Source organism: Thalassospira lohafexi, assembly GCF_002844275.1.
In the GTDB taxonomy this organism is placed as follows: domain Bacteria; phylum Pseudomonadota; class Alphaproteobacteria; order Rhodospirillales; family Thalassospiraceae; genus Thalassospira; species Thalassospira lohafexi.
Genome location: NZ_NXGX01000002.1, coordinates 383369 through 409172, shown reverse-complemented (window position 1 = coordinate 409172; position 25804 = coordinate 383369). Strand labels below are relative to the sequence as shown.

Annotated in this window: 22 protein-coding genes; 11 read left to right on the top strand and 11 right to left on the bottom strand. The window is 52.4% G+C overall.

What is annotated here, in order from left to right; genetic code table 11:
• The first annotated feature begins 14 nt into the window (after positions 1-14).
• From parC to COO92_RS05680, 3 genes are all read left to right on the top strand, one after another.
• A complete protein-coding gene (gene parC, locus COO92_RS05690) occupies positions 15-2258 on the top strand; it encodes a DNA topoisomerase IV subunit A (protein WP_022732308.1) in 2244 nt (747 codons plus the stop codon).
• Positions 2259-2502: 244 nt separating this feature from the next.
• Positions 2503-3048, top strand: coding sequence for a TRAP transporter small permease subunit (locus COO92_RS05685; RefSeq protein WP_165792286.1), 546 nt, complete (start codon positions 2503-2505; stop codon positions 3046-3048).
• Positions 3048-4421, top strand: a complete 1374-nt coding sequence (locus COO92_RS05680; RefSeq protein WP_101300561.1) for a TRAP transporter large permease — start codon at positions 3048-3050, stop codon at positions 4419-4421. The genes COO92_RS05685 and COO92_RS05680 overlap by 1 nt, the downstream gene beginning before the upstream one ends.
• A gap of 156 nt (positions 4422-4577) precedes the next feature.
• Here the strand turns inward: COO92_RS05680 and COO92_RS05675 are convergent, their stop codons facing one another.
• The 4 genes from COO92_RS05675 to motA all read right to left on the bottom strand — a co-directional run bounded on the left by COO92_RS05675 (position 4578) and on the right by motA (position 8555).
• Positions 4578-5672, bottom strand: coding sequence for a TRAP transporter substrate-binding protein (locus COO92_RS05675; protein WP_101300559.1), 1095 nt, complete (start codon positions 5670-5672; stop codon positions 4578-4580).
• 151 nt (positions 5673-5823) lie between these two features.
• Positions 5824-6579 carry an arginyltransferase gene (locus COO92_RS05670; RefSeq protein WP_101300557.1) on the bottom strand — a complete coding sequence of 252 codons (756 nt, stop codon included), beginning with the start codon at positions 6577-6579 and terminating at the stop codon, positions 5824-5826.
• A 123-nt stretch (positions 6580-6702) separates the two neighbouring features.
• Positions 6703-7656, bottom strand: coding sequence for a flagellar motor protein MotB (locus COO92_RS05665; protein ID WP_101300556.1), 954 nt, complete (start codon positions 7654-7656; stop codon positions 6703-6705).
• 44 nt (positions 7657-7700) lie between these two features.
• The gene (motA, locus tag COO92_RS05660; RefSeq protein WP_101300554.1) at positions 7701-8555 is read right to left on the bottom strand and encodes a flagellar motor stator protein MotA; all 855 of its coding nucleotides are present in this window, start codon (positions 8553-8555) and stop codon (positions 7701-7703) included.
• A gap of 253 nt (positions 8556-8808) precedes the next feature.
• Between motA and COO92_RS05655 the strand changes: the two genes are divergently transcribed.
• Complete coding sequence (locus COO92_RS05655; RefSeq protein WP_022732301.1) at positions 8809-9291, top strand: flavin reductase family protein; 483 nt, start codon at positions 8809-8811, stop codon at positions 9289-9291.
• 82 nt (positions 9292-9373) lie between these two features.
• Here COO92_RS05655 and COO92_RS05650 read toward each other — a convergent pair whose 3' ends face one another.
• Entirely contained in the window at positions 9374-10594 is a 1221-nt protein-coding gene (locus tag COO92_RS05650) for a threonine ammonia-lyase (RefSeq protein ID WP_101300954.1), read from the bottom strand.
• 354 nt (positions 10595-10948) lie between these two features.
• Positions 10949-12436 (bottom strand): aldehyde dehydrogenase family protein, encoded by a 1488-nt coding sequence (locus COO92_RS05645; protein ID WP_101300553.1) that lies wholly within the window; start codon positions 12434-12436, stop codon positions 10949-10951.
• A gap of 232 nt (positions 12437-12668) precedes the next feature.
• Here COO92_RS05645 and COO92_RS05640 point away from each other — a divergent pair, with 232 nt between their 5' ends.
• Positions 12669-13835 carry a type III PLP-dependent enzyme gene (locus COO92_RS05640; protein ID WP_101300552.1) on the top strand — a complete coding sequence of 389 codons (1167 nt, stop codon included), beginning with the start codon at positions 12669-12671 and terminating at the stop codon, positions 13833-13835.
• A 152-nt stretch (positions 13836-13987) separates the two neighbouring features.
• Positions 13988-15502, top strand: coding sequence for a malonate--CoA ligase (locus tag COO92_RS05635; protein ID WP_101300550.1), 1515 nt, complete (start codon positions 13988-13990; stop codon positions 15500-15502).
• 125 nt (positions 15503-15627) lie between these two features.
• On the opposite strand, the gene COO92_RS05630 is transcribed toward COO92_RS05635, so the two are convergent.
• Positions 15628-15786 (bottom strand): DUF1127 domain-containing protein, encoded by a 159-nt coding sequence (locus COO92_RS05630; RefSeq protein ID WP_081649507.1) that lies wholly within the window; start codon positions 15784-15786, stop codon positions 15628-15630.
• A 483-nt stretch (positions 15787-16269) separates the two neighbouring features.
• On the opposite strand from COO92_RS05630, the gene COO92_RS05625 reads away from it, so the two are divergent.
• Complete coding sequence (locus COO92_RS05625; RefSeq protein ID WP_101300548.1) at positions 16270-17232, top strand: HAD-IIA family hydrolase; 963 nt, start codon at positions 16270-16272, stop codon at positions 17230-17232.
• A 97-nt stretch (positions 17233-17329) separates the two neighbouring features.
• Here the strand turns inward: COO92_RS05625 and hemB are convergent, their stop codons facing one another.
• The 4 genes from hemB to COO92_RS05605 form a co-directional block, all read right to left on the bottom strand.
• Positions 17330-18331 carry a porphobilinogen synthase gene (hemB, locus tag COO92_RS05620; RefSeq protein WP_101300546.1) on the bottom strand — a complete coding sequence of 334 codons (1002 nt, stop codon included), beginning with the start codon at positions 18329-18331 and terminating at the stop codon, positions 17330-17332.
• 89 nt (positions 18332-18420) lie between these two features.
• A complete protein-coding gene (locus COO92_RS05615; RefSeq protein WP_101300544.1) occupies positions 18421-19617 on the bottom strand; it encodes an MFS transporter in 1197 nt (398 codons plus the stop codon).
• A 5-nt stretch (positions 19618-19622) separates the two neighbouring features.
• Entirely contained in the window at positions 19623-20381 is a 759-nt protein-coding gene (locus COO92_RS05610) for a DeoR/GlpR family DNA-binding transcription regulator (protein WP_240626339.1), read from the bottom strand.
• Positions 20382-20537: 156 nt separating this feature from the next.
• Complete coding sequence (locus tag COO92_RS05605) at positions 20538-21824, bottom strand: O-acetylhomoserine aminocarboxypropyltransferase/cysteine synthase family protein (RefSeq protein ID WP_101300542.1); 1287 nt, start codon at positions 21822-21824, stop codon at positions 20538-20540.
• Between the two features lie 228 nt (positions 21825-22052).
• Here COO92_RS05605 and COO92_RS05600 point away from each other — a divergent pair, with 228 nt between their 5' ends.
• From COO92_RS05600 to COO92_RS05585, 4 genes are all read left to right on the top strand, one after another.
• Complete coding sequence (locus tag COO92_RS05600) at positions 22053-23192, top strand: acyl-CoA dehydrogenase family protein (protein ID WP_101300541.1); 1140 nt, start codon at positions 22053-22055, stop codon at positions 23190-23192.
• A gap of 3 nt (positions 23193-23195) precedes the next feature.
• On the top strand, positions 23196-24290 hold the full coding sequence (locus tag COO92_RS05595) for an enoyl-CoA hydratase/isomerase family protein (protein ID WP_101300539.1): 1095 nt from the start codon (positions 23196-23198) through the stop codon (positions 24288-24290).
• Between the two features lie 69 nt (positions 24291-24359).
• Complete coding sequence (gene mmsB, locus COO92_RS05590) at positions 24360-25250, top strand: 3-hydroxyisobutyrate dehydrogenase (RefSeq protein ID WP_101300537.1); 891 nt, start codon at positions 24360-24362, stop codon at positions 25248-25250.
• 130 nt (positions 25251-25380) lie between these two features.
• Positions 25381-25572 (top strand): DUF6898 family protein, encoded by a 192-nt coding sequence (locus COO92_RS05585; RefSeq protein ID WP_081649506.1) that lies wholly within the window; start codon positions 25381-25383, stop codon positions 25570-25572.
• The last annotated feature ends 232 nt before the right edge of the window (positions 25573-25804 follow it).

Here is a 25804-nt window from a genome sequence, read left to right as displayed (position 1 = left end):
AAGAAAAACCGTTCATGAGCACCAAGACTTCCGACCCGGCCGGTGCCGGCCAAATCAGGGAAACCCGCCTTGCCGACGCGCTGAGCGAACGTTACCTTGCTTATGCGATGTCGACGATCATGTCGCGTTCTCTTCCCGATGTTCGCGATGGATTGAAACCAGTACATCGCCGTCTTCTTTTCGCCATGCGCCAATTGAAATTGAACCCGGAACACGGGTTTAAGAAATGCGCGCGTGTGGTTGGTGACGTGATCGGTAAGTATCACCCGCATGGTGACCAGTCGGTCTATGACGCGCTTGTGCGTCTGGCACAGGATTTTGCAGTGCGTTATCCGCTTGTCGACGGGCAGGGTAACTTTGGCAATATTGACGGCGATAACGCCGCGGCCATGCGATATACCGAAGCCCGTATGACCGCCGTTGCGGCGGCTTTGATGGACGGTCTGGACGAGGACGCGGTTGATTTCCGGTCGACCTATGACGGTGAAGAACAAGAACCGATCGTTATGCCCGCCGCGTTTCCGAACCTTTTGGCGAACGGTGCGTCGGGCATTGCAGTTGGTATGGCAACCAACATACCCCCCCATAATGCGGACGAGCTGTGTAAAGGTCTGATCAAGCTTATCGACAACCCGGAAACCTCGATTGCCGAGCTTGTGCGCTGTGTGCCGGGACCTGATTTCCCGACAGGTGGTGTTCTGGTTGAACCGCGCGAAAATATTCTTGAGGCCTATGCGACCGGGCGTGGATCCTTCCGCCTGCGTGCAAAGTGGGAAGTCGAAAAACTCAGCCACGGCCTCTATCAGGTTGTGATCACTGAAGTTCCCTATCAGGTTCAAAAGGCCAAGCTGGTTGAACGCATCGCCGATTTGATGATTGCCAAGAAGCTGCCGCTTCTTAATGATGTTCGCGATGAATCGACCGATGTTATCCGTCTTGTTCTGGAACCACGCACCCGTGCGGTTGAACCAGAACATCTGATGGAAATGCTGTTCAAAAACACCGAACTGGAAATCCGGTTTGGTTTGAACATGAACGTTCTTGATGGGGATAACACGCCGCGTGTGATGAATTTGCGCGAAGTTCTTCGCGCGTTTCTGGCCCACCGTCAGGATGTTCTGATCCGTCGTTCCAATCATCGACTGGCCAAGATCAATCATCGTCTTGAGGTGTTGGAAGGCTATCTTGTTGCCTATCTGAACCTTGATGAGGTCATTCGCATCATCCGGTTTGAGGATGAGCCAAAGGCGTCTTTGATGAAGGCGTTTGACCTGACAGAAGTTCAGGCTGATGCGATCCTGAATATGCGTCTGCGGTCTTTGCGCAAGCTCGAAGAGATGGAAATCAAGAACGAGCACGCCAAACTGACCGAAGAAAAGGAAGGTCTGGAAGCGCTTCTTGCCAGCGAGACAATGCGTTGGGAACGCATTCGCGACGAAGTCGAACTGATGCGCGAAAAGTTTGGCAAGAAAACAGCACTTGGCAAACGCCGTACCGAGATCGGTGATGCGCCAGAGGAAATTGAAGTCCCGCTAGAGGCCCTGATTGAACGCGAACCGATTACGATCATTTGTTCGAAAATGGGCTGGGTTCGTGCCCTTAAGGGGCATGTTGCCGACCTTGGCGACCTTAAATTCAAGGATGGCGACGAAGGCCGCTTTGCGCTTAAGGCCTTTACGACCGACAAAGTGATTATCTTGTCAACGGCAGGACGTTGTTACACCATGTCGTGTGACAAGCTGCCCGGTGGTCGTGGTAATGGTGAACCGATCCGTCTTTCAATCGACCTGCCACAGGAACATGACATTGTCTCCATGATCGTTCACAAGAATGATCGTAACCTGCTTGTGGCAAGTTCAGCCGGACGTGGTTTCCAGGTTGCTGAGAAAGACGTTGTTGCCCAGACCAAGAACGGCAAACAGATCCTTAATCTTGGCGCGGGTGAAGTTGCCAAGATATGCCTGCCGGTCGAACACGACCATGTGGCTGTTTTGGGCGATAACCGTAAACTTTTGATCTATCCGATTGCCGAAGTGCCTGAAATGACGCGCGGCCGCGGCGTGATTTTGCAGAAATACCGTCAAGGCGGTCTTTCAGACCTGATCATGTTCAAGCTTGAAGACGGTCTGAGCTGGGCTATGGGCGGCAACGAAGGCCGTACCCGGACTGTGACTGATCTCGCCGAATGGACCGGCAAACGTGCCGGGGCAGGGCGCCTGCCGCCAAATGGTTTCCCGCGGTCCAACAAGTTTGAATAAGCTTTGATTTGTTGAACGCAGAACGATTGAAAAGCCGGATGGAGCCGTTCCATCCGGCTTTTTTTATGTTCGGACGGGCCAAAGACATCTGAAACAATATCCATGACAGTAAAAATGCCCGGAAATGGCGGAAATACGCACCAAAAGATATAGCGTTTTCGATGTTTAATATGTAACTTCGCAACCTGAATAACAGGAAGCCCGCAATTTTCCTGTGCGATACATAAGGGCTTGGGAGTGGAAAGTGAGATTTCTGGGAAATTTCGTCCGCGCGATTGATGGTCTGAATGACCTGATCGGTCGCGGGGTCGCTTGGCTGGTGATCCCGATGGTGGTGATTACTTTTTTGGTCGCCACATTACGATACGGCTTTGCGATCGGCTGGGTTTCGATGCAGGAAAGCTATATGTGGCTTTACGGCATCATGTTCATGGTCGGCGCGGGATATACGCTTTTGCATGGTGGTCATGTGCGCGTTGACGTGTTTTATCGTCCGGCATCTGCGCGCTATAAGGCGTGGGTTGATCTGTTTGGATCGCTGTTCTTGCTGATGCCGGTTATCATCATGATTCTGATGTATAGCTACCCGTATGTGGTGACCAGCTGGCACCGTCTTGAAGGGTCGCATGAAACGGGCGGTCTTCCGGGGCTGTTCCTTTATAAATCCGTGATTCTGGTGTTTTGCGTTTTGATGCTGCTGCAAGGGATGTCTCTGGCAGCGCGTAGCGTTCTGGTGCTTGCCGGTCATAAAGAATTTGAAATCAACGAAGAAGAGCACGAGGGCGTTTGATGACAGGTGAAGTTCTTAGCCTGGTAATGTTCGCCGTTGCGTGCGGCGTGCTTATTCTTGGTTTTCCGGTTGCCTTCTCGCTTGCGGGTACCGGTCTTGCTTTTGCGCTGATTGGCAATGCGCTTGGGTCGTTTGATATGCCGCTTCTGGGCTCTTTGCCGTCACGCTATTTCGGTGTGATGACCAACGAGCTTTATGTTGCGATCCCGCTGTTCGTCTTTATGGGCGTGATGCTCGAGCGTGCACGCATCGCCGAAAAACTGCTGACCACCATGGGAATGCTGTTTGGCACCATGCGGGGTGGTCTTGGTATTTCGGTGGTGATTGTTGGCATGTTGCTCGCAGCATCCACCGGTATTGTCGGTGCGACGGTTGTTACCATGGGCTTATTGAGCCTGCCTGCTATGAACAAGGCAGGGTATGACCCGAAACTGTCGACTGGTATTATTTGTGCGTCAGGCACCTTGGGGCAGATCATTCCGCCGTCAATCGTGCTGGTTCTGCTTGGTGATATCCTGCAAGGGGCCTATGCCGAAGCACAGCGTTCGATTGGCAACTGGGCCCCTGAGCCGATTTCGGTGATGGACTTGTTTGCAGGTGCCTTTATCCCTGGGATCATGCTGGTTGCCTTGTATATCGGCTGGATCATCATCAAGTCGATCATTGATCCTAAATCTGCACCAGCCCTTGTCGAAGGCAAACGTCCGGAAGGGCTTTGGGGGGAAGTGCTGCGCGCGCTTTTGCCGCCGGCTCTTTTGATTGTTGCGGTTCTGGGATCGATCCTAACGGGGATTGCCACACCAACAGAATCGGCTGCTTTCGGGTCTGTTGGTGCGATGGTTCTGGCCGCATTCTATCGTCGTCTTGATATGGCAGTTCTGCGCCATGTTGTGCGTCAGACGGTTCAGGTTAGCGCGATGGTGTTTGTCATCCTGCTCGGTGCGTCGGTGTTCTCATTGGTGTTCCGTGGTCTTGGTGGCGATCAACTGGTTGAAGACCTTTTGCACAACCTGCCGGGTGGCGCGTTTAGCGCGATGCTGGTGGTGATGCTGTTGATGTTCTTCATGGGGTTCTTCCTCGACTTCATCGAGATCGTGTTTGTTGTGGTCCCGATTGTTGGTCCGATCTTGCTTAAGATGGATATTGACCCGGTCTGGCTGGGCATCATGATTGCCATCAACCTTCAGACCAGCTTCTTAACCCCACCATTTGGGTTTGCGCTGTTTTATCTGCGCGGGGTGGCTCCACCCTCGATCAAGACGATGGATATCTATCGCGGTATTATTCCATTCGTGGTCATTCAGATGCTGGGCTTGTGCCTTGTCGCAGCCTTCCCGTGGCTTGCAACGTGGTTGCCAAGCGTTCTGTTCTAGATAACAGCATCTCAAACAATCTTACGAGAAGGGCACCCAACCGGGTGCCCTTTTTGTTTTCGGGGTGCTATTTTACAGATCAAATACGGTGCGGTTAGACGCAAAAAAAAGGGCTGGCAAAATGCCAGCCCTTGTTCGTTTCCGTAAGACGGAGACTTAGTATTTGAACGGCAGGATACGTGCCTGTGCGAAGGCCGATTCCGAGAATTTCGACCATGCGATCGACTGGGTCCGGAATTTAATCAGGCTTTCGAATACTTCCTGAGACAGCGGGTTGGATGAAACCAGATCACGCAGAACTTCCCCGGACAGTTTGCCAAGGCCTGTCAGGATGTCGTCAGAGAACGGGCGCACATCAACGTTGTGCTTGTTACGCAGGGTATCAAGCGCCTGATTGTTTCGTGCGGTGAATTCCGACAGTACCATCTGGTTTACAGCGGTGTTGGCTTGGGTAACGATTGCCTTGAGGTCATCAGGAAGGGCATTCCATGCATCAAGGTTGATGAAGTTATCAAGAACGGTCGCTGGCTCATGCCAACCCGGGTAGTAGTAGTATTTCGCGGATTTATAGAGACCAAAGGCCAGATCATTATAAGGACCAACCCATTCGGTCGCATCAATCGCGCCAGACTGCAGCGCCGGCGGAATTTCACCCCCCGGAAGGTTCACAACGTTTGCACCCGCTGCTTTGACGACTTCGCCACCAAGACCCGGAATACGCATTTTTAGACCTTTATAGTCGTCAATGGTATTCATTTCCTTGTTGAACCAGCCCCCCATCTGGGTGCCGGTGTTGCCCGACGGGAAGAATTTACAATTGAGTTCGGCATAGACCTTATCGGCCAACTCCTGACCACCGCCCCACTGGAACCATGCATTTTGTTCCTGTGCGTTCAAGCCAAACGGCATTGCCGCGATATATTGGGTCGCGTCGACTTTGCCTTTCCAGTAGTAAGGCGCGCCGTGGCCCATTTCAACGGTGCCGTTCCCAACAGCATCAATGGCTTCGAACGCCGGAACGATTTCGCCAGCGCCGTAAACGGTGACTTTCAGGCGACCTTCAGATGCCTTGGTGATGTATTCAGCAAGAAGGTTTGCACCGGTTCCCAGACCCGGAAAATTTTTCGGCCAGGTCGTGACCAGACGCCATTCACGGACGTCCTGTGCCAGTGCCGGTTTGGCAAAGGTAGATGCAGCGGCAGCAGTTGCACCTGCTACTGCGGCGCCAGAAAGAAATTGCCGACGTTTCATTTGTTACAGCCTCCCAAAGATGCAAGCTCATGATTTATATGTAAAAGCCAGTTAATTGGCTTTGTCAGGCAGCTTATATGCGTCTTTGGGTGCAGGCAACCGGGGATCGAGTTGCGTGATTGGACTTTAGTATAATGTAGAAAAAGAAAGGTCAGGCAGTGTCGTCGGGACGGGCTTTGTTTGCGTCTTCTGACATGATTTCCCATCGACCATTCTTGAAGCCTTCAAGCGGCTGGAAACGCATTTTATAGGACATTTTACGGCAATCAGAAATCCAGTACCCCAAATAAATATGAGGAAACTCAAACGTCTGTGCTTCGGCTATCAAGTCCAAAATGATGTAGGTCCCAAGACAACGCTTATGCTCCTTGGGATCAAAAAAGCTATAAACCGCCGAAAGACCATCAGACAGATTATCAACCAGTGCGACGGCAATCAGGCTGCCATCCGGACGCCGGTATTCAAAGATGGATGTGTCAATCGTGCTGTCTTCGACCATCGCGCGGTAATCACGCGCATCCATTCGTGCCATGTCACCATTGCCGTGGCGTGCATCCTGATAGGTGCTAAAAAGCTGAAACTGTTCCTGAGTAGCTGACGCAGGCACGATGCTGCGCACAATGTCGTCGTTTTTGGCTTGAATGCGGCGAAAGGAACGACCGGGTTTGAAGTCAGCACACGACACCCGAACTGGCACACAGGCGTTACAATCGCTGCAGGCGGGAAGATACGCAATTGAATGACTACGACGGAACCCGGCACGTGACAGAAGATCATGAACGCCATTGGCTTCTGGCCCACGCAATTCTGTCACCAGCTTGCGTTCAAAACGCCCGGGCAAATAGGGGCAGGGCATTGGGGCCGTCATGAAATAATGCTGGGTAAGTCGGCGCTGATTGACTGTCATTTAGCTTTTCTGTGTCCCGGTCACATTCAACCTTCTCTATTATATGAGATTAAGTGTTGTTTATGACAGTTTAAAGGGCTGAAACACAAAAGGACCGCGCAAAACCCGGTTTGCGCGGCTGTTTTATGGCTGTGACGGGACGGAGAATGACGGACGTCGCACCGGGGCTGGTGACGTCCTTGGGTCAATATTTTCCCCCGACGTGCCCGTTGTTTCCCCACCTGCACCATTTTCCTGACCACCCTCAAGTGCGGTGCGTTCACCGGTACCGCGCAGCAACGTAATGCTGATACGTCGGTTGCGCTCGTTATCAGGGGCTTCGGGCATCAGCGGATCGGTATCGGCAAGACCGGCAACTTTGGCAAAGCGATCTGTATTCAGACCAAGGTCTTCAAGGGTTCTGCGTGTTGCAAGTGCGCGTTCAGAGGAAAGTTCCCAGTTTGAATAGCCGTCGGCGCGGTTAAACGGGACCGAGTCTGTATGGCCTTCAATTGCAACGTCTTGTGGCAGTTTTGCAATGATCTCAGCGACCTTTTGCAGAAGCTTTTTGGTATGTTCGGCCATCGAGGGGCTGCCGCTTGGGAACATTGCGGTGCCGTCTTCATCAAGCAGCTGGATGCGAAGGCCTTCATCGGTATCTTCAATGCGGATATTCTTTTCGAGCCCTTGGAGCTCTTCGCTGCTTTCTATGGCTTTGCGAAGTTCTTCCTGAGCTTCGTTGAATTCCTGTTCTTCCATTTGGGCCACGCGAATGGCTTCGCGTTCATCGGGCGACTGTTGTGGCGGAATATCCATACTGACGGTCGGCGACCCAAATTCAGACCGCAACGCACCGTCTTCGGCAAGGCTGGTGCCACCTAGCAAACCACCCGACCCAGAGTCGTTTTGCGAAATGGTTTCGGGGGTAAAATAGTTCGAGACCCCCTGAAGCTGTTCTTCGGTGGCGCTTGACAGCAGCCAGAGCAACAGGAAAAACGCCATCATTGCCGTCACAAAGTCGGCATAAGCAACCTTCCATGCGCCGCCATGGTGGCCATGTCCACCTTTCTTGATTTTCTTTATGACGATATCAGGCATGCGTCGTATTTTTCCCTAAACCGGAACTTCACTATTCAAGAAAATCAAGCTGTTGGTGCATTTTGCAAGGCTTCATCAAGTTCCTTGAAGCTTGGTCTTAGGCCGTGCGGCAGGGATTTTCGCGCAAATTCAACCGAAACCTGAGGCGCATATCCCTGCATGTGTCCGATCAATGCGGCCTTGATACAGGTGTAATATTTTGCATCTGTATCAACGGTGTTTTTGATGATGGAAGCCGTCGGGGCGACAAAGCCGTATGCGCCGAGAATACCAAGGAATGTCCCTACCAGTGCTGCCGCGATCAGGCCACCAAGAATTTCGGGGGGTTCTGTCACGGAACTCATGGTTACAATCACGCCCAGAACAGCAGCCACAATGCCAAGGGCAGGAAGCCCGTCGCCAACAGTCTGAACAGCATCGGAAACCGCGTGCTCTTCCTCGTGATGGGTTTCGAGCTCCTGATCGATGACAGCTTCCAGCTCATACGGATTGGTTGTGCCAAGGGTCAGTAGGCGAAGATAGTCACACATGAATTCCAGCGCGTGGTGATCTTTCGTCAGAATCGGAAAATTGGCAAAAAGGCTGGAACTTTCAGGGTTTTCAACGTGGCTCTCAAGGGCGAGATCGCCCTTAGATTTTGCAAGTCGAAAAATTGCGTAAAGGCAGGTCAGAAGCTCGACATAGGCGACCTTCTTCTTGGGGCCCTTCATGGCACGCAAGGTGTAGGAGAACGACCGTTTGACAACGTTTAGCGGATTGGCTGTCAAAAACGCACCAAATGCAGCCCCGAAAATAATCAGGACTTCAAGCGGTTGAACGAGAATGTCAAATGACCCGTGTGGTAAATAACCGCCCAGCACCGAGCCGAGTACTATGATATAACCGATTATCAGAAACACTATTTTTCCCCGTTACGCCGATATCGATACCGGATTAATTCACGATACATTTATCTGGCCCCAAGCTGTTTTTTGCATCCAGATAAGACGCAAGCCCCATCTATATGGTCCTATTAACTTTTAATGTTATTAATATCGCGTTTAAATCTGCTGCGAGATAGGTTTGACAGCGCGAAGATTAATCGCCATTTTCCCTTTGCCCTGAGCAAGGGCCGTTAGATTATATGTTTAGTCAGTAAGAGCATTCTTCAATATGTCATTCTCTCCGCGCGATTTTCGCGACTGTCTGGGTCAGTTCGCAACAGGTGTTGCTGTTGTGACGACACGCGCACTGGATGGGACCAAAGCAGGTATCACCATCAACAGTTTTGCCTCCGTGTCGCTTGAACCGGCCTTGGTCCTGTTTTCTGTCGATTGCCGGGCGGCGACACATGACATGTTTGCAGGCGAATGCACCCGGTTTTGCATCAATATCCTGCGTCAGGAACAGCAAACCCTGTCCGATCTTTTTTCCTCACCCGGTCAGAATGATTGGGATGGTGTGACCTATCGCGATGATTGTCACGGTGTTCCGTGTCTTAGCGACAGCCTTGCAACATTTTCGTGTAAGCGCCACGCGATCCATGATGGTGGGGATCACAGCATCATTGTCGGGCAAGTTCAGGAAATTGACTTGGGTAAAACCGGGAATCCGCTTTTGTATTATGGCGGGCGTTACCGCGGACTTGATTGCTAACAGCACCAAACATCAAAGTTAGAAAAAACGGGCCGCAGCGAAATGCTTGCGGCCCGTTTTTTATTTCGCATAAAGATATTGATCAATCAAGTGATGTGTTGCCAAGCAGTCTTCCGCCAAATCCAGCGTTAATCAGGCGTGCAATGACCTGTTCTGCATGTACGGTGTCGCGGACCTCAAGAACCATATCAACGTCGGTCTGTTTGGCCGGGACATCATAGAAATGGCGCTGATGATAGACTTCAATGATGTTGGCTTCTTCTTCACCGATCAGGGTGCTGATGGTTGCCAATGCACCCGGGACATCAGGGATTTCAATGCGAACGCGCACAAGGCGGCCCTGACGGGCCATGCCGCGCATCAGGACCTGTGCGAGAAGGCGGGTGTCTATGTTGCCACCACTTATGATGAGACAGACCTTTTTGCCCTTAAACCGTTCGGGATGGTCGAGCAGAGCGGCAAGTGGTGCCGCCCCGGCACCTTCGACAACGCTTTTTTCGATTTCAATCAGCATCTGGATGGCGCGTTCGATTGAGCTTTCCTCAACCAGAACCACGTCATCAAGTTTTTCCTTACAGATTTCAAGTGTCAGGCCACCGGGTTGCTTGACTGCAATGCCCTCGGCAATTGTCACGCCACCGCCAGTGAACTCCTGATTTGTCATGCCTTCTAGCATCGACGGATATAGCTTTGTTTCGACACCGATGATTTCGATGTCGGGTCGGCGCGCCTTGATCGCAGTTGAAATACCCGACGCAAGGCCACCGCCGCCAATCGGAACGACAATGGTGTCGATGTCGGCATTTTCATTGAGAATCTCAAGTCCGACAGTGCCTTGTCCTGCGATGATATGCGGATCATCAAACGGATGCACAAAAGTCAGTCCACGCTCTTGCTGAATTTTGCCAGCAGCCTCGAGGCTTTCGGCAAATACATTACCGATCAGGACAACTTCGGCGCCATGAGATCGCGTGTGATGTACTTTGGTGAACGGGGTATTTTTGGGCATCACGATGGTTGCCGGAATGCCAAGTCGTTTGGCGTTATAGGCCACACCCTGTGCGTGGTTGCCCGCCGATACGGCAATCACGCCTTTTTCGCGTTCTTGCGGTGTCAGGCTTGCCAGTTTGACATAGGCACCGCGTTCTTTGAAGGACGCGGTGTATTGTTGGTTTTCAAGCTTAAGATAAACTTCTGCCTGACAAATATTTGAAAGCGTTAAGGACTTTACCAAAGGTGTTTTGGCAACAATGCCCTCTAAAAGTCCAGCTGCACGGACGATATCGTGATAGGAAACAGCCATAATTTCCATGCTCCTGCGGCCACCATCAAGCTTGATGTGGTGGCAATATTATCATGTAACGGGTGATAAACGGGTTTAAACCGGTCCTGTCATTCGCGAATGACAGGGATCACATTCGCAGGTCGGAAATCCCAATAATCATGGCCATCGCACCGGCACGAAGCGTCGGACGGGAATGCGATGCGGGGATGTCATTGTATAAAGACATTGCCATGTTCTTTCAGGTTTATGGACGTGTGTTCGAGCGCAGCTTTGCGGATTAGTTGCCTAAGGTCAAGGGCCGCAAAAGAAAAACCGGGTTGCAAAAGATGCAACCCGGCAAGGTTAAACGCCTGGCATAGGGTTGGTTTGGCGTTATTCCATGTTAAGAATGATGGTTTTCTTGTAGGTGAAATGTTCAAGCATGCTTTCAAGCGAGGCTTCCTTGCCCAGCCCGGAAAGCTTGATCCCGCCATATGACAGGTTGGGTTGAACAACAAGATTCTGGTTGACCTGAACAAAGCCCGCTTCAAGGCGCTTGGTTGCGGTCAGTGCGGTTTTAAGATCGGTTGTCCATACTGTTGCCGCCAAACCAAAATCACTGTCGTTGGCAAGCTCAAGTGCCTCTTCGAAGGTTTTGAACTTGAACACGCATGCCACCGGACCAAAGATTTCTTCGCGGGCGACGCGGGCGTTCGGATCAACATTGGTAAAGATCACCGGGCGCACAAACGTGCCATCGGCGAGCGCACTATCGGTTGGAAGGGCACTTAGTTCATGCTTGGTCGCACCTTCTTTTTCGCCGATATCAATGTAGCTGCGGACCTTGTCGAACTGCTTGCGGTTGATGATGGTGCCGATATCGGTTTCTTCGTCAAGCGGATCCCCCATCTTAAGGGCATTGACCTTGTCAATCAGCTTCTTAACAAACGCATCATGAAGTTTTTCATGAACAAGAATACGCGATGATGCCGTGCAGCTTTGCCCCTGACGGGTAAAGCGCATACCACCAACAGCACCGGCAATTGCCTTATCAAGGTCGGCATCGTGCATCACGATCATTGGTGATTTACCGCCGAGCTCAAGCGTGACCGGGATCAGTTTTTCCGCTGCGGCCTTGTAAACCGTGCGGCCGGTTTCGACAGAGCCGGTAAAGGATACTTTTTTGACGTCCTTATGTTCGACCAGTGGTCCACCGCAGGACGGGCCAAAGCCAGACAAAATATTTAGAACGCCCTTGGGCAGGGTTTCCTGCATGATCTGACAGACGCGCAAAGCTGCAAGCGGGGTGTCTTCGGCCGATTTTACAACGACTGCGTTACCAGCAACCAGTGCCGGTGCAACTTTGATCGCCATCAAAAGAAGCGGCACGTTCCAGGGAATAATTGCACCGACAACGCCAACCGGCTCACGGGTGGTCAAGGTCATCATGTTGGGATTAAACGGTACGGTTTCGCCCTTAAGCTCGGAAGCCAACCCGCCGAAAAAGACAAACATATCGGCAAGAACCGATGCCTCAACCCGGCTTTCGGTGCGCAGTGCTTTGCCCGATTCAAGGGCAATCAAACGACCCAGTTCTTCGGTGTGTGACATCAGCACACGACCACATTCGGCAACCAGCTTTCCGCGTTCGCGGGCAGGGCGCTCCGCCCAGTCTTTCTGTGCCTTCTTTGCAACTCCAACGGCAATTGCCACATCTTGGACGTCCCCGTCTGCCGCCTGACCAATGACCTTGCCGGTTGCGGGGTTTAAGACATCAAAGTTTTTGCCGCTTTGGGATGCAACGAGTTCTCCATTGATCAGGTGGCGGCCAGAAAGTTCGCGGGCAAGGCTGCTGGGATCAAGGATCGGGTCGATGGGCATTTCAGGCTCCCTGTATGTTGGCGTGCTGTGGCGCAGAAAAGCGTAAATCACACGATATTGGTTATTTGGTATTGGTTTACCAATTTATCGGCGGGCGTTTGGAATATCAAGATCAATTCGCCGGTTGGGGCATGACAGCGCCCAAAAGGGCTGCTACCCTTGTGTTTATAAATGGCCAGCCCGGCGATAATGCGTGTCTGGGCGCCAGATACCCGTGAACGATGGAGTTTACATGCCGCGTCATTTCGATACGACGTTCGATGTTGTTAAGGAACTTAAGCCGTCCTATCCGGTCTATTGTCTCAGGCCCAATATCCTTCGAGAAACAGCGCAGCGCTTTGTCGATATGTTCCCTGGTGACGTTCTTTATGCGGTGAAATGTAATCCGCATCCCGAAGTCATGCGCTATCTGCATGAAGGTGGGGTGCGTCATTTTGATACGGCCTCGCCAGATGAAATTGCATTGGTGCGCCGCCAGTTCCCCGGCATGAAGTCCTACTTCATGCACCCGGTTAAAAGCCGCGATGGCATTCGCAGCGCGCACCGGGTCTTTGGCATTGATCACTATGTGATTGATACTGAAGATGAACTTAAAAAAATCCGCGAAGAAACCGACGGCGACACCAATCTAAAAATTCATGTGCGTTTGGCGACCCCGCCGGCCGGTGCAATCTATAATCTGTCAGCAAAGTTTGGTGCTCGCCCAATGGCCGCGGCCGAACTTCTTAAGCAGGTTGACGCATTGGGCTATGAGGCCGGGCTTTGCTTCCATGTTGGGTCGCAATGCACGACGGCAAACGGCTATCGCATTGCGATTGAGCTGATCCGCCAAGTTGTCGATTTCTCGGGCGTGAAGGTAAAACATATTGATGTGGGCGGCGGGTTCCCTGGCCAGTATATGAACCAGCGTGGCCCGGCACTTGAAGAAATCATGGATGAAATCAAGGACTGCATCCGGTGGCTTGATATGCCTGAAACCACCTTTATGTGCGAACCGGGCAGAGCCCTTGTTTCAAGCGGCGTGTCGCTGATTACCCAGGTGCAACTGCGCAAGGAAGATCAGCTTTTCATCAATGATGGTGTGTATGGCAGTCTATCAGAAACCGTCACCGGTCAATTACGCTATCCTGTGCGGCCGATGCGTCTTAAGGGTGAATTTGATCCTGAGGAAACGCTTGATTTCACCATCTATGGACCAACCTGCGACAATATGGATGTTCTGCCAGCAACCGTGAATTTGCCCGCAGACATTCGCGAAGGGGACTGGATCGAATTTGGTCATATTGGGGCCTATAGCAACGCACTTGCGACGAATTTCAATGGGTTCCACCCGGAAGTGCAAGTCACCGTCGGCGAGGCTTTCCCGTTTGTTGACGGCGAATTCCCGTACGTTGCGTAATCTTTTCGCCTAACTGATTTCGCATAAAACCAACCATTACGGTAAAATAGTACTTGTTTACCGATAATGGTTGGTTGCACTATGCTGCCCGCGAGCATGACCGACAGCAGAAAGCTGCTGGTTCAATGATAATTCATCGGGGAAGCGTTACTGTGACCAACAGCCTTTTTATGCGTATTCGGGATCGGTTCCCGGCTGATTTGTCGTCGGTTTTGATCGAAACACCAGATGGCAAGACTTATAGCTATGGCGATGCGGATACGTATTCAGCCCGCATTGCGGGGCTTTTGATCTCTTTGGGGGCCCAAAAGGGCGACCGGATCGCGGTTCAGGTCGATAAATCACCCGAAGCCCTGTTTTTATATCTTGGATGTATTCGTGCCGGTCTTGTTTATTTGCCGCTCAACACAGCTTATCAGGCCGGTGAGTTGGCGTATTTCATGGGCAATGCATCGCCGGTGATCTTTGTCTGTCAGCCGTATCGTGAAACAGAAGTCAGCGCAATCGCCGCAGAACAGGGTGTTAAATCTGTTTTGACCCTTGGCACGGAAGCGGACGGGACGTTGGTCTCAGGCGCAGCAGAGCAGGGCGATGATTTCGCACCCGTGGCCTGTGCTGATGATGACCTTGCCGCAATCCTTTACACGTCGGGAACAACCGGCAAGCCCAAGGGCGCGATGATGACCCAGATGAACCTGTGGTCCAATGCATCAACACTCGAAACGCTGTGGGGCTTTACCGGCGACGATGTTTTGCTGCACGCCTTGCCAATCTTTCATACCCATGGTCTGTTCATTGCCTGTCACTGCGTGATGTTGTCGGGCTCAAAGATGTTCTTCCTGCCGAAGTTTGACCGCGATCAGGTTCTGGCGCTTTTGCCGCGCAGTACTGTCATGATGGGTGTTCCGACTTTCTATGTCCGATTGTTGTACGAGGATGATTTTACTGCCGATGTTAGCGCTAACATGCGGTTGTTTATTTCCGGTTCCGCCCCGTTGCTACCCGAGACCTTTACCGCGTTTGAACAACGTACCGGCAAGGCCTTGCTTGAACGCTATGGCATGACTGAAATGGGGATGGCGACATCAAATCCGCTGGATGGTGACCGCATAGTGCATACAGTCGGGCCGGCATTGCCCGACGTGGATGTACGCGTTTGTGATGATGCCGGCACGATATTGGCAACCGATGAAGTCGGGGTACTTGAAGCGCGCGGTCCGAATGTATTTGCCGGCTATTGGCAGATGCCCGAAAAAACGGCTGAGGAATTTCGCGATGATGGCTTCTTTATCACCGGTGACATCGCCAAGATTGATGCCAAGGGATATGTCCATATCGTCGGTCGGGCCAAGGATCTGGTGATCTCCGGCGGGTTTAATATCTATCCCAAAGAAATTGAAACGCTGATCGACAAAATGGATGGTGTTGTTGAGAGTGCTGTGATTGGTGTTGCCCATCCGGACTTTGGCGAGGCGGTCGTCGCAGTGATCGTGCGCAACAGTGATGAATTGTCAGAAGACGATGTCATCGGTGCCATCAAATCACAGATGGCCAATTTCAAAGTGCCAAAACGGGTATTTTTTGTGGGCGAACTGCCACGCAATGCGATGGGCAAGGTGCAGAAGAATATCCTGCGCGAAGAGCACAAGGCGCTATTTGCCAATTAGACGGCAGAACATTGATAAGCTCTGCGGGGTAGGTCATTCGTTCGTTCGATCGATTGCATAAAGCAGATAAAGAAAAACCCCGGCAAAACTGCCGGGGTTTTTTCGTCGGACGTTTCAGTCGTTGATTAACGACCGAAAGCAACGCGGTGTGCTACATCGTCGATCATGTCGCGGTTCAGACCGATGTCGGCAAGTTCGCGCGGATCAAGTTTACGCAGCGCAACCTGGGTCTGGTACTGAACGCGAAGAGCGCGGAGGAAAGCAAAAATTTTAGTTACGATCATTTCATCACCTATTTCAAACCGGCCGATTTTTCGGCGCCTGTTCAGATAACCGGCATGTTCTCACCGAAGGTATTCCGCATGCGGAATAGTTAACTGGTTTGACGTGTCGGTTTGTTTACAATGTATCGAGTGATCATCTGCTTGTTGGCGCATTCACCAGTCGATACGTCCTATTCATTTCGTGAGGGCAATCTACGCTCGGCATTTGTGTAATTCCAATGCATTTTTTGCATGGCAGTCGCTTGGAAAGTGCAAAAAGTCACCGAATCGCAATGAATTGGTTTTAATTCTGTCATGAAGCGATGCTTTTCGATGTTTTATTGCTATGCTTGCGGCGCATGGCTAACGAAGTTGCTTAACGCGTAAAGGTTGTTTAGTCCCGAATGGTCTTGCATTAAAAAATTGGGATGTAAAAAGGTCGCTTAATCGGGTTGAATGGGCCCGCTATGCGTTCCGCACCCCATACGATCAGGAGAATCGAACATGAGCATCAATCGCCCCAGGCTCAATTTTGAGCAGGCAATCGAGGCCTATTTGCATTATGCGCCCCGTTTGCCGGAGGTGCGTGCCGATGCGGTGCCCCCAAAGACAGAATATGTTGAAAACCTTCTGTCGATTGCGGATCAGTTTGATTTGATCGTCTTTGATGCCTTTGGCGTGCTTAACAGCGGTCCAACAGCCATCCCCGGTGCAGTTGATACCATTGCGCATTTACAGGGCATGGGCAAAAGCATTGCTGTTGTTACCAATGACGCGTCAAGCTCGGCCGAGGCTATTTTGGCCCGCCACCGTAATCGCGGATTTGATTTTGATGCCAGCAGTCTGATCAGCAGCCAGCAATTTGTCGCCCCGATGATGAATAGCCATGGCGACATTACGTATTGGGGGGCAATGGCGCCAAAAGATTGGCCGTTCCATGTGCTGCCTGACACTGTTGAGCCGCTTGGCGAAGACCGCGCACTATATGATGCGGTCGGTGGTTTCCTTCTTATTGATTCTGAAAGCTGGTCTGACTCCCAGCAGAACCTGCTCGAGCAGAGCCTGCGTGACAATCCACGACCGATTTTGGTGGGTAACCCGGATATCTGCGCCCCGATGGGGGAATTCCTGTCGGTTGAGTCAGGTTATTTCGCGCATTTGGCGGCGGACGCCTGCGGTGTGATGCCGCAATGTGTTGGTAAACCGTATCATCACGTATTCGAAGAAGTCCTGCGCCGTCACCCCGGTGTTGACCGGGACCGTGTGCTGATGGTTGGGGATACGGTTCATACCGATGTGCTGGGCGGGCTTTCTGTCGGGATTAAGACCCTTTTGGTGCATCAGGGTGGTTTCCTTGATGGGCAGGATATCGAAGGCGTATTTGCCCGTGCCGGTCTTCGCCCGCATTTCTGTGCCCGCGCGATTGGATTTGGCATCGGCGACAATATCAAAACCGAAGTCGCCTGATCGAAAATAAACCACATAGACCATACAACAAAGGGCCTCTGGTGAGGCCCTTTGTTTCGTTCAATAATCTTTTAAGTCAGCTAATTACATTTGCAGATTAAAGCGCTTCGGCAACTTCGATTGCGCTGTAGGTCAGAATGCCAGATGCGCCGGCACGTTTGAAACACGACAGTGTTTCAATTGCACAGCCAAGATAATCCAGCCAGCCATTTGCCGCGGCCGCACGCAGCATCGCGTATTCACCCGACACCTGATAGGCAAAGACCGGAACGCCAAATTCCTGACGGACCCGATAAAGCACGTCAAGATAGGGCAAACCGGGTTTGACGATGACGGAGTCTGCACCTTCGTTCAAATCGTAAGCCACTTCGCGCATGGCTTCGTCGGTGTTGGCGGGATCAAGCTGATAGGTTTTTTTGTCAGCCTTGCCCAGCGCGCTTGCCGATCCGATGGCATCGCGGAACGGTCCATAGAACGATGACGCGTATTTCGCGGCGTAGGCCATGATCTGCACGTTTTTAAGGTTCTCGCCCTCAAGCACGTCGCGAATGGCGCCGATGCGGCCATCCATCATGTCGGATGGGGCGACTACGTCACAACCTGCCTGCGCCTGAACCAGTGCCTGACGGACCAGTGCCTCGGTGGTTTCGTCGTTCAGAATCTGACCATCAACCACAATGCCGTCCTGCCCATCGGCATTGAACGGATCAAGGGCGACATCGGTGATCACGCCAAGGTTAGGGCAGGCGTCCTTGATGGCCTTGGTCGCGCGACAGACAACATTGTCTGGATTGTATGCTTCGCGTGCGTCCTTGGTTTTAAGGCTTACATCAATATAGGGAAACAGGGCAAGCGCCGGAATGCCAAGGCTTTGCGCATGTTTTGCTGTTGCAACCAAAACATCAATTGATTGACGTTCGACACCGGGCATGGATGGAATTGGCATACGTTGATTGGTGCCATCCACAACAAACACCGGCAAAATCAGATCATGGGGTGTCAGCCGGGTTTCCGCGACCATTTTCCGTGACCAGTCGGACATGCGGTTGCGACGCTGGCGGTTGCGGGGGAATGCGCCATAGGTATGGGATTTGGCCATGATCTGTTCTCTGTTTTGTGGGCTGCTTTGTGGGGCTGTGTCACCGGCAGGACCGGCTGGTCAATTTATGCGGCAGAATGCACGCCGGATCAACCATTGCCCGCAATTTGCAAACGCCGACGCATGGTTAGCAGATAAACAGGGATGATCAGAGACAGAAAACTGGCCGTGACGATAAAGGCATTTACAAGCCCGAATAACTCACCAATGGCACCAATAATCGGCGGTCCAGCCATGATGGCTGAATACCCCGTGGCCGCGATGATGGAAACAACCGTTCCGCCGCCTTTGCCCGTGGCTTTTGATGCAGCAGACAACAGCAATGGTAATATCACGGCAAGTCCCATCCCCGCGATGGCACATCCGATCCACGCCACAACGAAATGCGGAGACAATGCGATGATGAATGTGCCCAGGGACGCCAAACATGAACTGGCCAGAAGGACCTGTGCTCGGCCAAATTTCATCACCAGCATATCGCCTGACAATCGCGTTGCGGCCATGGCGCATGAATAGATCGCAAATCCAACCGCCGCCATAGTTGGGCCGGACGACAGTTCGCTGTTCATAAAGACAGTTGCCCAGTCGGTAATCACGCCTTCGCCAAATTGCCCGATGAAGGCACAGACCCCAAATGGCAACAGAAACACAATGAGCGGGCGCCGTTTGAGGTTTTGGGTGCTCGGGTTGGGTTGCTGTATGTCAGGTTGAGATGTTTGAGCATGGACGGCGGCATCAGGGACGAGGCCCGCCTGCACGATCACATGCGCGACAAGGAAGATAGACAGCACGGTTGGCAAGTGCGCTGCGATCGGGATGGGCAGGGCAAACCACGCGGCCGCGATCCCGGCACCAGCAAAGCCGCCGAGGCTCCAGAAGCCGTGTAGGCCCGACATGATGCTACGGCCCCGAAGGCGTTCCACATTCAATCCATTGGCATTCATCGCGACATCCAGAAACGCGCCAGAAAAGCCCAAGGCAAACATCGCAATCGTAATGCTAAGGTAGGACGGCATGAATGCGGGAAGTCCTACTGCAACAAAGTAGAATAACCCCGAATAGCGCACGACACGTTCACTGCCGAAACGGTCAGCCAGCCGTCCGGCAATTGGCATTACGGCCAAAACACCGATGGCCGCCGCCAGCAAAATGCCGCCAAGATCATTGTGACCAAGATCAAGACGTTCCTGAACCAGCGGGATGTGGGGAACCCAGCTTGAAAACGCAGCCCCATGCAAAAAGAAAATGGCGCGGACCCTGTTATGGGCTTTGGTGTAATCGTGCATGTCGTTTACGCCTGAATAACGTTAAGGCCGCGATCAGAATAATTGGCGAGGTATCCCGCCGAAAGTTTCCGCCCGGTCACAAGGTACGAAATCGCGTCAATGTCACATACGCGGTAAGGAAGGCTTGTTTCGAGTTTATCGGCCGTTGTGACAGCAATGATTTCAGCAGACTGGTTAATCATGGTGGCCTTGGTCGCGCGTTCTTCGGCCGTGCTGGTCGAAAGACCGGCTTCGGGGTGAAGTGCGCAGGTCCCCAAAAGGGCGATATCGGCATTGTAGTTGCGAATTTCGTCAACCGTTGTCGGGCCGCTGACCACCATGTCGTCTTTCAACAGAACACCACCAATCATGATGACGTTGGCGTTGGGGTGCTTGGCCAGTTCAACCGCAACCATGGGGTTAACCGTAATGATCGTGCCGCGGAACGATGGTTTTAGATGCCGGGCGACCTCGCAGATTGTCGTGCCGCTGTCGAAAAAGAACACACCGTGGTCGGGGATAAGGTCGTTTGCGGTTTTTTTTGCGATGGCCGCGCGTTCGGGCTGAAGTTCCTTGGCGCGTTCGTCATAGGTTGCTGTGGCAGTATTGGGCAGGATTGCCCCACCATGAATTCGGCGCAGGTGTCCTTCGTCTTCAAGTTGGCGCAAATCACGTCGGATCGTATCAAGGGATGCATGAAACAAAGCGGCCAGATCATGGATATGGACGGTGCCATGGGCACGGATCAAAGTTTGTATTTCCTGTTGCCGGGTGGTGACGGACATGATCGTTTGCCTGTTGCGTAAATTGCACGTTTTGCATGTTTTGCCGATAATGCGCATTTACGGCGTTTGGGCAACGGGGTCAACAAAAAACCGGCCATGCCATTTCATGGCCGGTCTTGGTCTGATGCGATTGCTTTATCGTAACCGTGCAGATTGTCAGGCTTTAGCAAGCGCCTGTGTCAGATCAGCAAGGATATCGTCAATATGCTCGATTCCAATGGAAAGGCGAACGTAGCCATCGGTCACACCCGATGAAAGACGATCTTCTTCTGAAAGCTGACTGTGAGTCGTTGTCGCCGGATGAATGGCGAGTGAGCGTGTGTCACCGATGTTTGCAACATGATAAAGAAGTTCCAGCGCATTGATAAACTTCTCACCGGCTTCCTTGCCGCCCGAAAGTTCAAAGCCCATCAAGGATCCGTACCCGCCCTTAAGATAAGTGTCCGCACGTTTGCGGCTTTCTCCATCTTGCTGGCTGGGGTGATTGACCTTTGTAACTTTCGGGTGCTTGGATAGGAAATCGGCAACCTTATTGGCGTTTTCACAATGGCGTTCCATGCGCAGGGCCAGCGTTTCCATGCCTTGAATGGTCTGGAACGAATTGAACGGGGAGGCGGCAGCACCAATGTCACGCAGCACGGTGCAGCGCAGTTTGATAGCATAGGCAACCGGGCCAATCGGCTTGACGGCCTGCGTCCAGACAGCCCCGTGATAACTGGGGTCGGGTTCGTTCAGGAGCGGGAAACGGGTTGCATGTTTTTCCCAATCAAATTTACCGGAATCAACCACGATCCCGCCAACCGATGTTCCATGGCCAGCAATGAATTTGGTTGTTGAATACATCACAATACTTGCACCATGCTCAATCGGCTTACAGATCACAGGCGCGGCAGTATTATCGACAATCAACGGAATTCCGAGCTCATCACCGATATTGGCGACATCGCGGATCGGGAAAACGTGCAATTTCGGATTAGGCAGGGTTTCGGCGTAATAGGCACGTGTCTTGTCATCGGTTAGACGGCGAAAGTTTTCAGGGTCGGACGGATCGGCAAAGCGGACCTCGATCCCCATCTGTTTAAAGGTATTGGCAAACAGGTTCCACGTCCCGCCATAAAGGTCGGTGGAACTGACAATATTGTCGCCAGCCTGGGCAATGTTCAAAATCGAAAAGGTTGATGCGGCCTGACCGGACGCCAGTGCCACGGCTGCGACACCACCGTCAAGGGCGGCAACGCGTTGTTCAAGCACATCATTGGTCGGGTTCATCAGACGGGTATAGATATTGCCCAGTTCCTTCAGCGCAAAAAGGTCCGCTGCGTGTTGTGTGTCACGGAACTGATAACTGGTGGTTTGATAAAGCGGTACGGCAACAGAACCAGTTGTCGGTTCGGCGCGGTATCCAGCATGGAGGACAATGGTTTCCGGTTTCATGGACGTCATGATGTCGTTTTCCCTGATTTATGATTTTTCTCTGAGGCAAAAAAGGTACGCGCACCGATAGGGCGTCAGCAAGAAACATTTGGTGATTTCGACAAATGTTTTGCACGTCGTTGGTGAGGCTGCGATGCATTGTGATAATTCGGTACTGTTATACCGAATGAATTGACAAACAGGCCGTTTCACGTTTACGTAAAGGGAAAATAGAAGAACATCAGAGGCGGCGATCCAATGGAATTCAACCTGACAGACGATCAGCAGGCTTTTGCTGATGCTGCCCGCGATTTTGCCCAGAACGAAATGGCGCCAAATGCGGGTGAGTGGGACACAAAACATATCTTCCCCGAAGAAACCCTGCGCAAGGCGGCTGAGCTTGGCTTTGCCGCGATTTATACCCGTGATGAATATGGCGGGTCGGGCCTTGGGCGACATGACGCGGTTGTGATTTTTGAGGAACTGGCAGCGGCATGTCCGTCGACTGCGGCCTATATTTCCATTCACAATATGGCCTGCTGGATGATTGACAGCTTTGGAACGGATGCACAACGTGCCCAGTTTCTGCCAAAGCTTGTCACGATGGAGCATTTTGCAAGTTACTGCCTGACCGAACCCGGTGCGGGGTCGGATGCGGGTGCCCTTCGGACCAGTGCGGTACGCGAAGGCGATCATTATATCCTAAATGGTGAGAAGGCGTTTATTTCCGGCGGATCGCGTAGTGATATCTATGTTGTCATGGCGCGTACCGGGGATGATGGTCCGGGCGGGATTTCGACCTTTATTGTCCCAAAGGACGCCGTGGGCCTGTCCTTTGGGAAGCTTGAAGAAAAGATGGGCTGGAACAGTCAGCCTACCTCGGCTGTTATTTTTAGCAATTGCAAGGTTCCAGCCGAAAACCGCCTTGGTGCCGAAGGCGAAGGGTTCAAGTTTGCCATGAAGGGGCTGGATGGTGGGCGCCTTAACATTGCTGCCTGCTCAATCGGTGGGGCGCGTGCCGCGATGGAGCATGCGCGCGATCATATGAAAGTCAGAAAGCAATTTGGCCGTAGCCTTGATCAGTTTCAGGCGTTGCAGTTCAAATTTGCAGATATGGTGACGGAACTCGAAGCCGCCCGCTTGATGCTGCATAAAGCCGCATGGAAACTCGACCTTAAGGCCGATGACGCAACTCAGTTTTGCGCCATGGCTAAACGGTTTGCGACCGATATCGGATTTCAGGTCTGTAACGAGGCCCTGCAACTGCATGGCGGATACGGCTATATTCGCGAATATCCGATTGAACGGTTGCTGCGCGATTTGCGGGTGCATCAAATTCTGGAAGGCACGAACGAAATCATGCGCCTGATCATATCGCGTGCCGCCCTAAAGGATTGAGAGATGACCAGCGAAAAAAACAACGATCAGAGCCAGCCGTCTGAAGCCCCCGTCTTGTTCAAAAAGGACGGACCGGTTGGTCATATCCTGTTGAACCGTCCGCGCGCGCTGAATGCGCTTAATCTCGATATGGTGGACATGATGGCGGCCCAACTGAAATCGTGGGAAAATGATCCTGCGGTCAAGGTTGTTGTTGTCGAGGGGGCTGGCGAGAAGGCGTTTTGTGCTGGTGGCGATATTCGCGGTCTTTATGATGCGCGCGCTGTCGATGATGAAGATATGCTCGATGCGTTCTATCGCCGTGAATATCATTTGAACCATGTCATCGCCAATTACCCAAAACCCTATGTCGCGATGATGGATGGCATCACGATGGGGGGCGGTGTCGGGGTTTCCATTCACGGTCGGTTCCGTGTTGTGACGGAACGCACCATGTTTGCCATGCCTGAAACCGGCATCGGGTTTTTCCCGGATGTTGGCGGTGGGTATTTCCTGTCGCGATGCCCCGGAGAAATCGGGATGTATCTTGGTCTGACCGGCGCGCGCCTTAAGGCGGCAGACTGTCTTTATGCAGGTCTTGCGACCCACGGTGTTCATGCCGATCAGGTCGCGGCAGTGAAAGCTGCGTTGGTGCAGGCCGATTACGGTTCGGATGCTTTTGCCGCAGTCACAGAGATTCTGACCGGGTTTCATGCCGACATGGGCGAGGCCAGCCTTGTTGCGCAGCGTGATAAGATTGATCAGACATTTTCCGCTGACAGTGTTGCGGCAATTTTTGATGCGTTGGGGCGTGAGGACACGGCGTTCAACGCAGATTGTCTTAAGACATTAAGTGGCAAGTCGCCAACAGCACTGTGCGTCAGTTTCGATCAAATCTGCCAAGGGCAGGATATGACGCTGGCCGAGGTGCTGAATATGGAATTTCGCCTGTCACAGCGCATGGTCCGCAAGCCCGATTTGTTTGAAGGGGTGCGTGCCGTGATTATTGACAAGGATCATGCGCCGAAATGGCAGCATGGTGATGTTGGGCAGGTTGATCCGCGTGAAGTGGCCGAATATTTCGCACCGTTGCCAGCGGATCGGGAACTGAACCTTTAAGTCACAGCGATCTGTGGCGAATGTGATGAAAACAAAGTCCCGCAAACGGGACGTCAGAGGAGACTTCAAATGGCGAATATCGGTTTTATCGGCTTGGGTAATATGGGTGGGCCAATGGCGGAAAACCTGCTTAAGGCTGGTCATGCGCTGAAGGTCTATGACCTTTCTGCGGATGCGGTGGCCAAGGCAGTTGAAGCCGGTGCCACCAAGGCAGATACAGTTGCCCAGGCTGTTAGCAATGTGAACTTTGTTGTCACGGTCCTGCCGGCGGGCAAGCATGTTTTGTCGGTTTATGATGGACCAGATGGCGTGGTTGCCAATGCAGCACCCGGAACGATCCTGATTGATAGCTCGACGATTGAAGTGGATGCCGCGCGCAAGGCCGCAGACTTGGCAAAGGCCAAGGGGTTTGGCGCTGTTGATGCACCGATATCGGGCGGTACGGCCGGGGCGGCCGCAGGAACGTTGACGTTCATGGTTGGTGGTAGCGAAGCTGATTTCGCCAGTGCCGAGCCAATCCTTGATGCGATGGGCAGCAATATCATCCACGCGGGTGACAGTGGGGCCGGGCAGGCGGCCAAGATCTGTAATAACATGGTTCTTGGCGTGAATATGATTGCCGTGTCCGAGGCATTTATGCTGGCCAAGCGTCTTGGTCTTGATGCGCAAAAGCTGTTTGATGTTTCATCAAAGGCGTCAGGTCAGTGCTGGGCCTTGACCAGCTATTGCCCGGTACCGGGGCCGGTGCCGACGTCACCGGCAAACCGGGACTATCAACCGGGCTTTGCCGTGGACATGATGCTTAAAGATTTGAAGCTGGCCCAGCAAGCATCGGCGGCATCGGGGGCAACAACCCCGATGGGGGCGCTGGCGGAAAGCCTTTATGCGCTTTATTCCAATGGTGGAAATGGCGGTATGGATTTCTCGGCGATTGTCAAAATGCTTGATGGTGAGAAGTAACGCATCATCTTGACGATTTGTTACGACGGGTCCGGTTCGCCGGGCCCGTTTTTGTTATAACTATTGCGTTGTCTGAAAATGCGCGCAAAATAGAGCGGTATTTTGTCCCGAGTAAGGTTTTACGTTCGACATGAGCACGCGCCCAACCACGACCCGAGAGATTTATTTCGAGCTGCGTCAGGTCGGAACCTATTTGCGGTGCACAGCGATTGACGGACAGACGGGAACAGAAGTGACTGTGGCAGGGCCGGTCAGCCGGAATCCGGAGCAGTTGAAGCGGGTTGCTGCACGAAAACTTGAATACGTTCTCAACAAGGGATAATGTATACAATATAAAGAGCGGGTGGCGATGTCGGTCAGTGTTTTATTCCAATTCCAAATCCGGATTTGGTGATTTCTGCTAAATTCCGAAAGCCGCTTGCAGCCTTTGAACACATGTGTCTAAGGTTTGCGCTCTAATCGCGTTCCCGGACGGAAGAGCCACAAAAAGAATGGCCGTCTCCGGGAGCTAAACGGGGTCCTACCCGATAACAATAAGACGGAGGCTTTGCGGG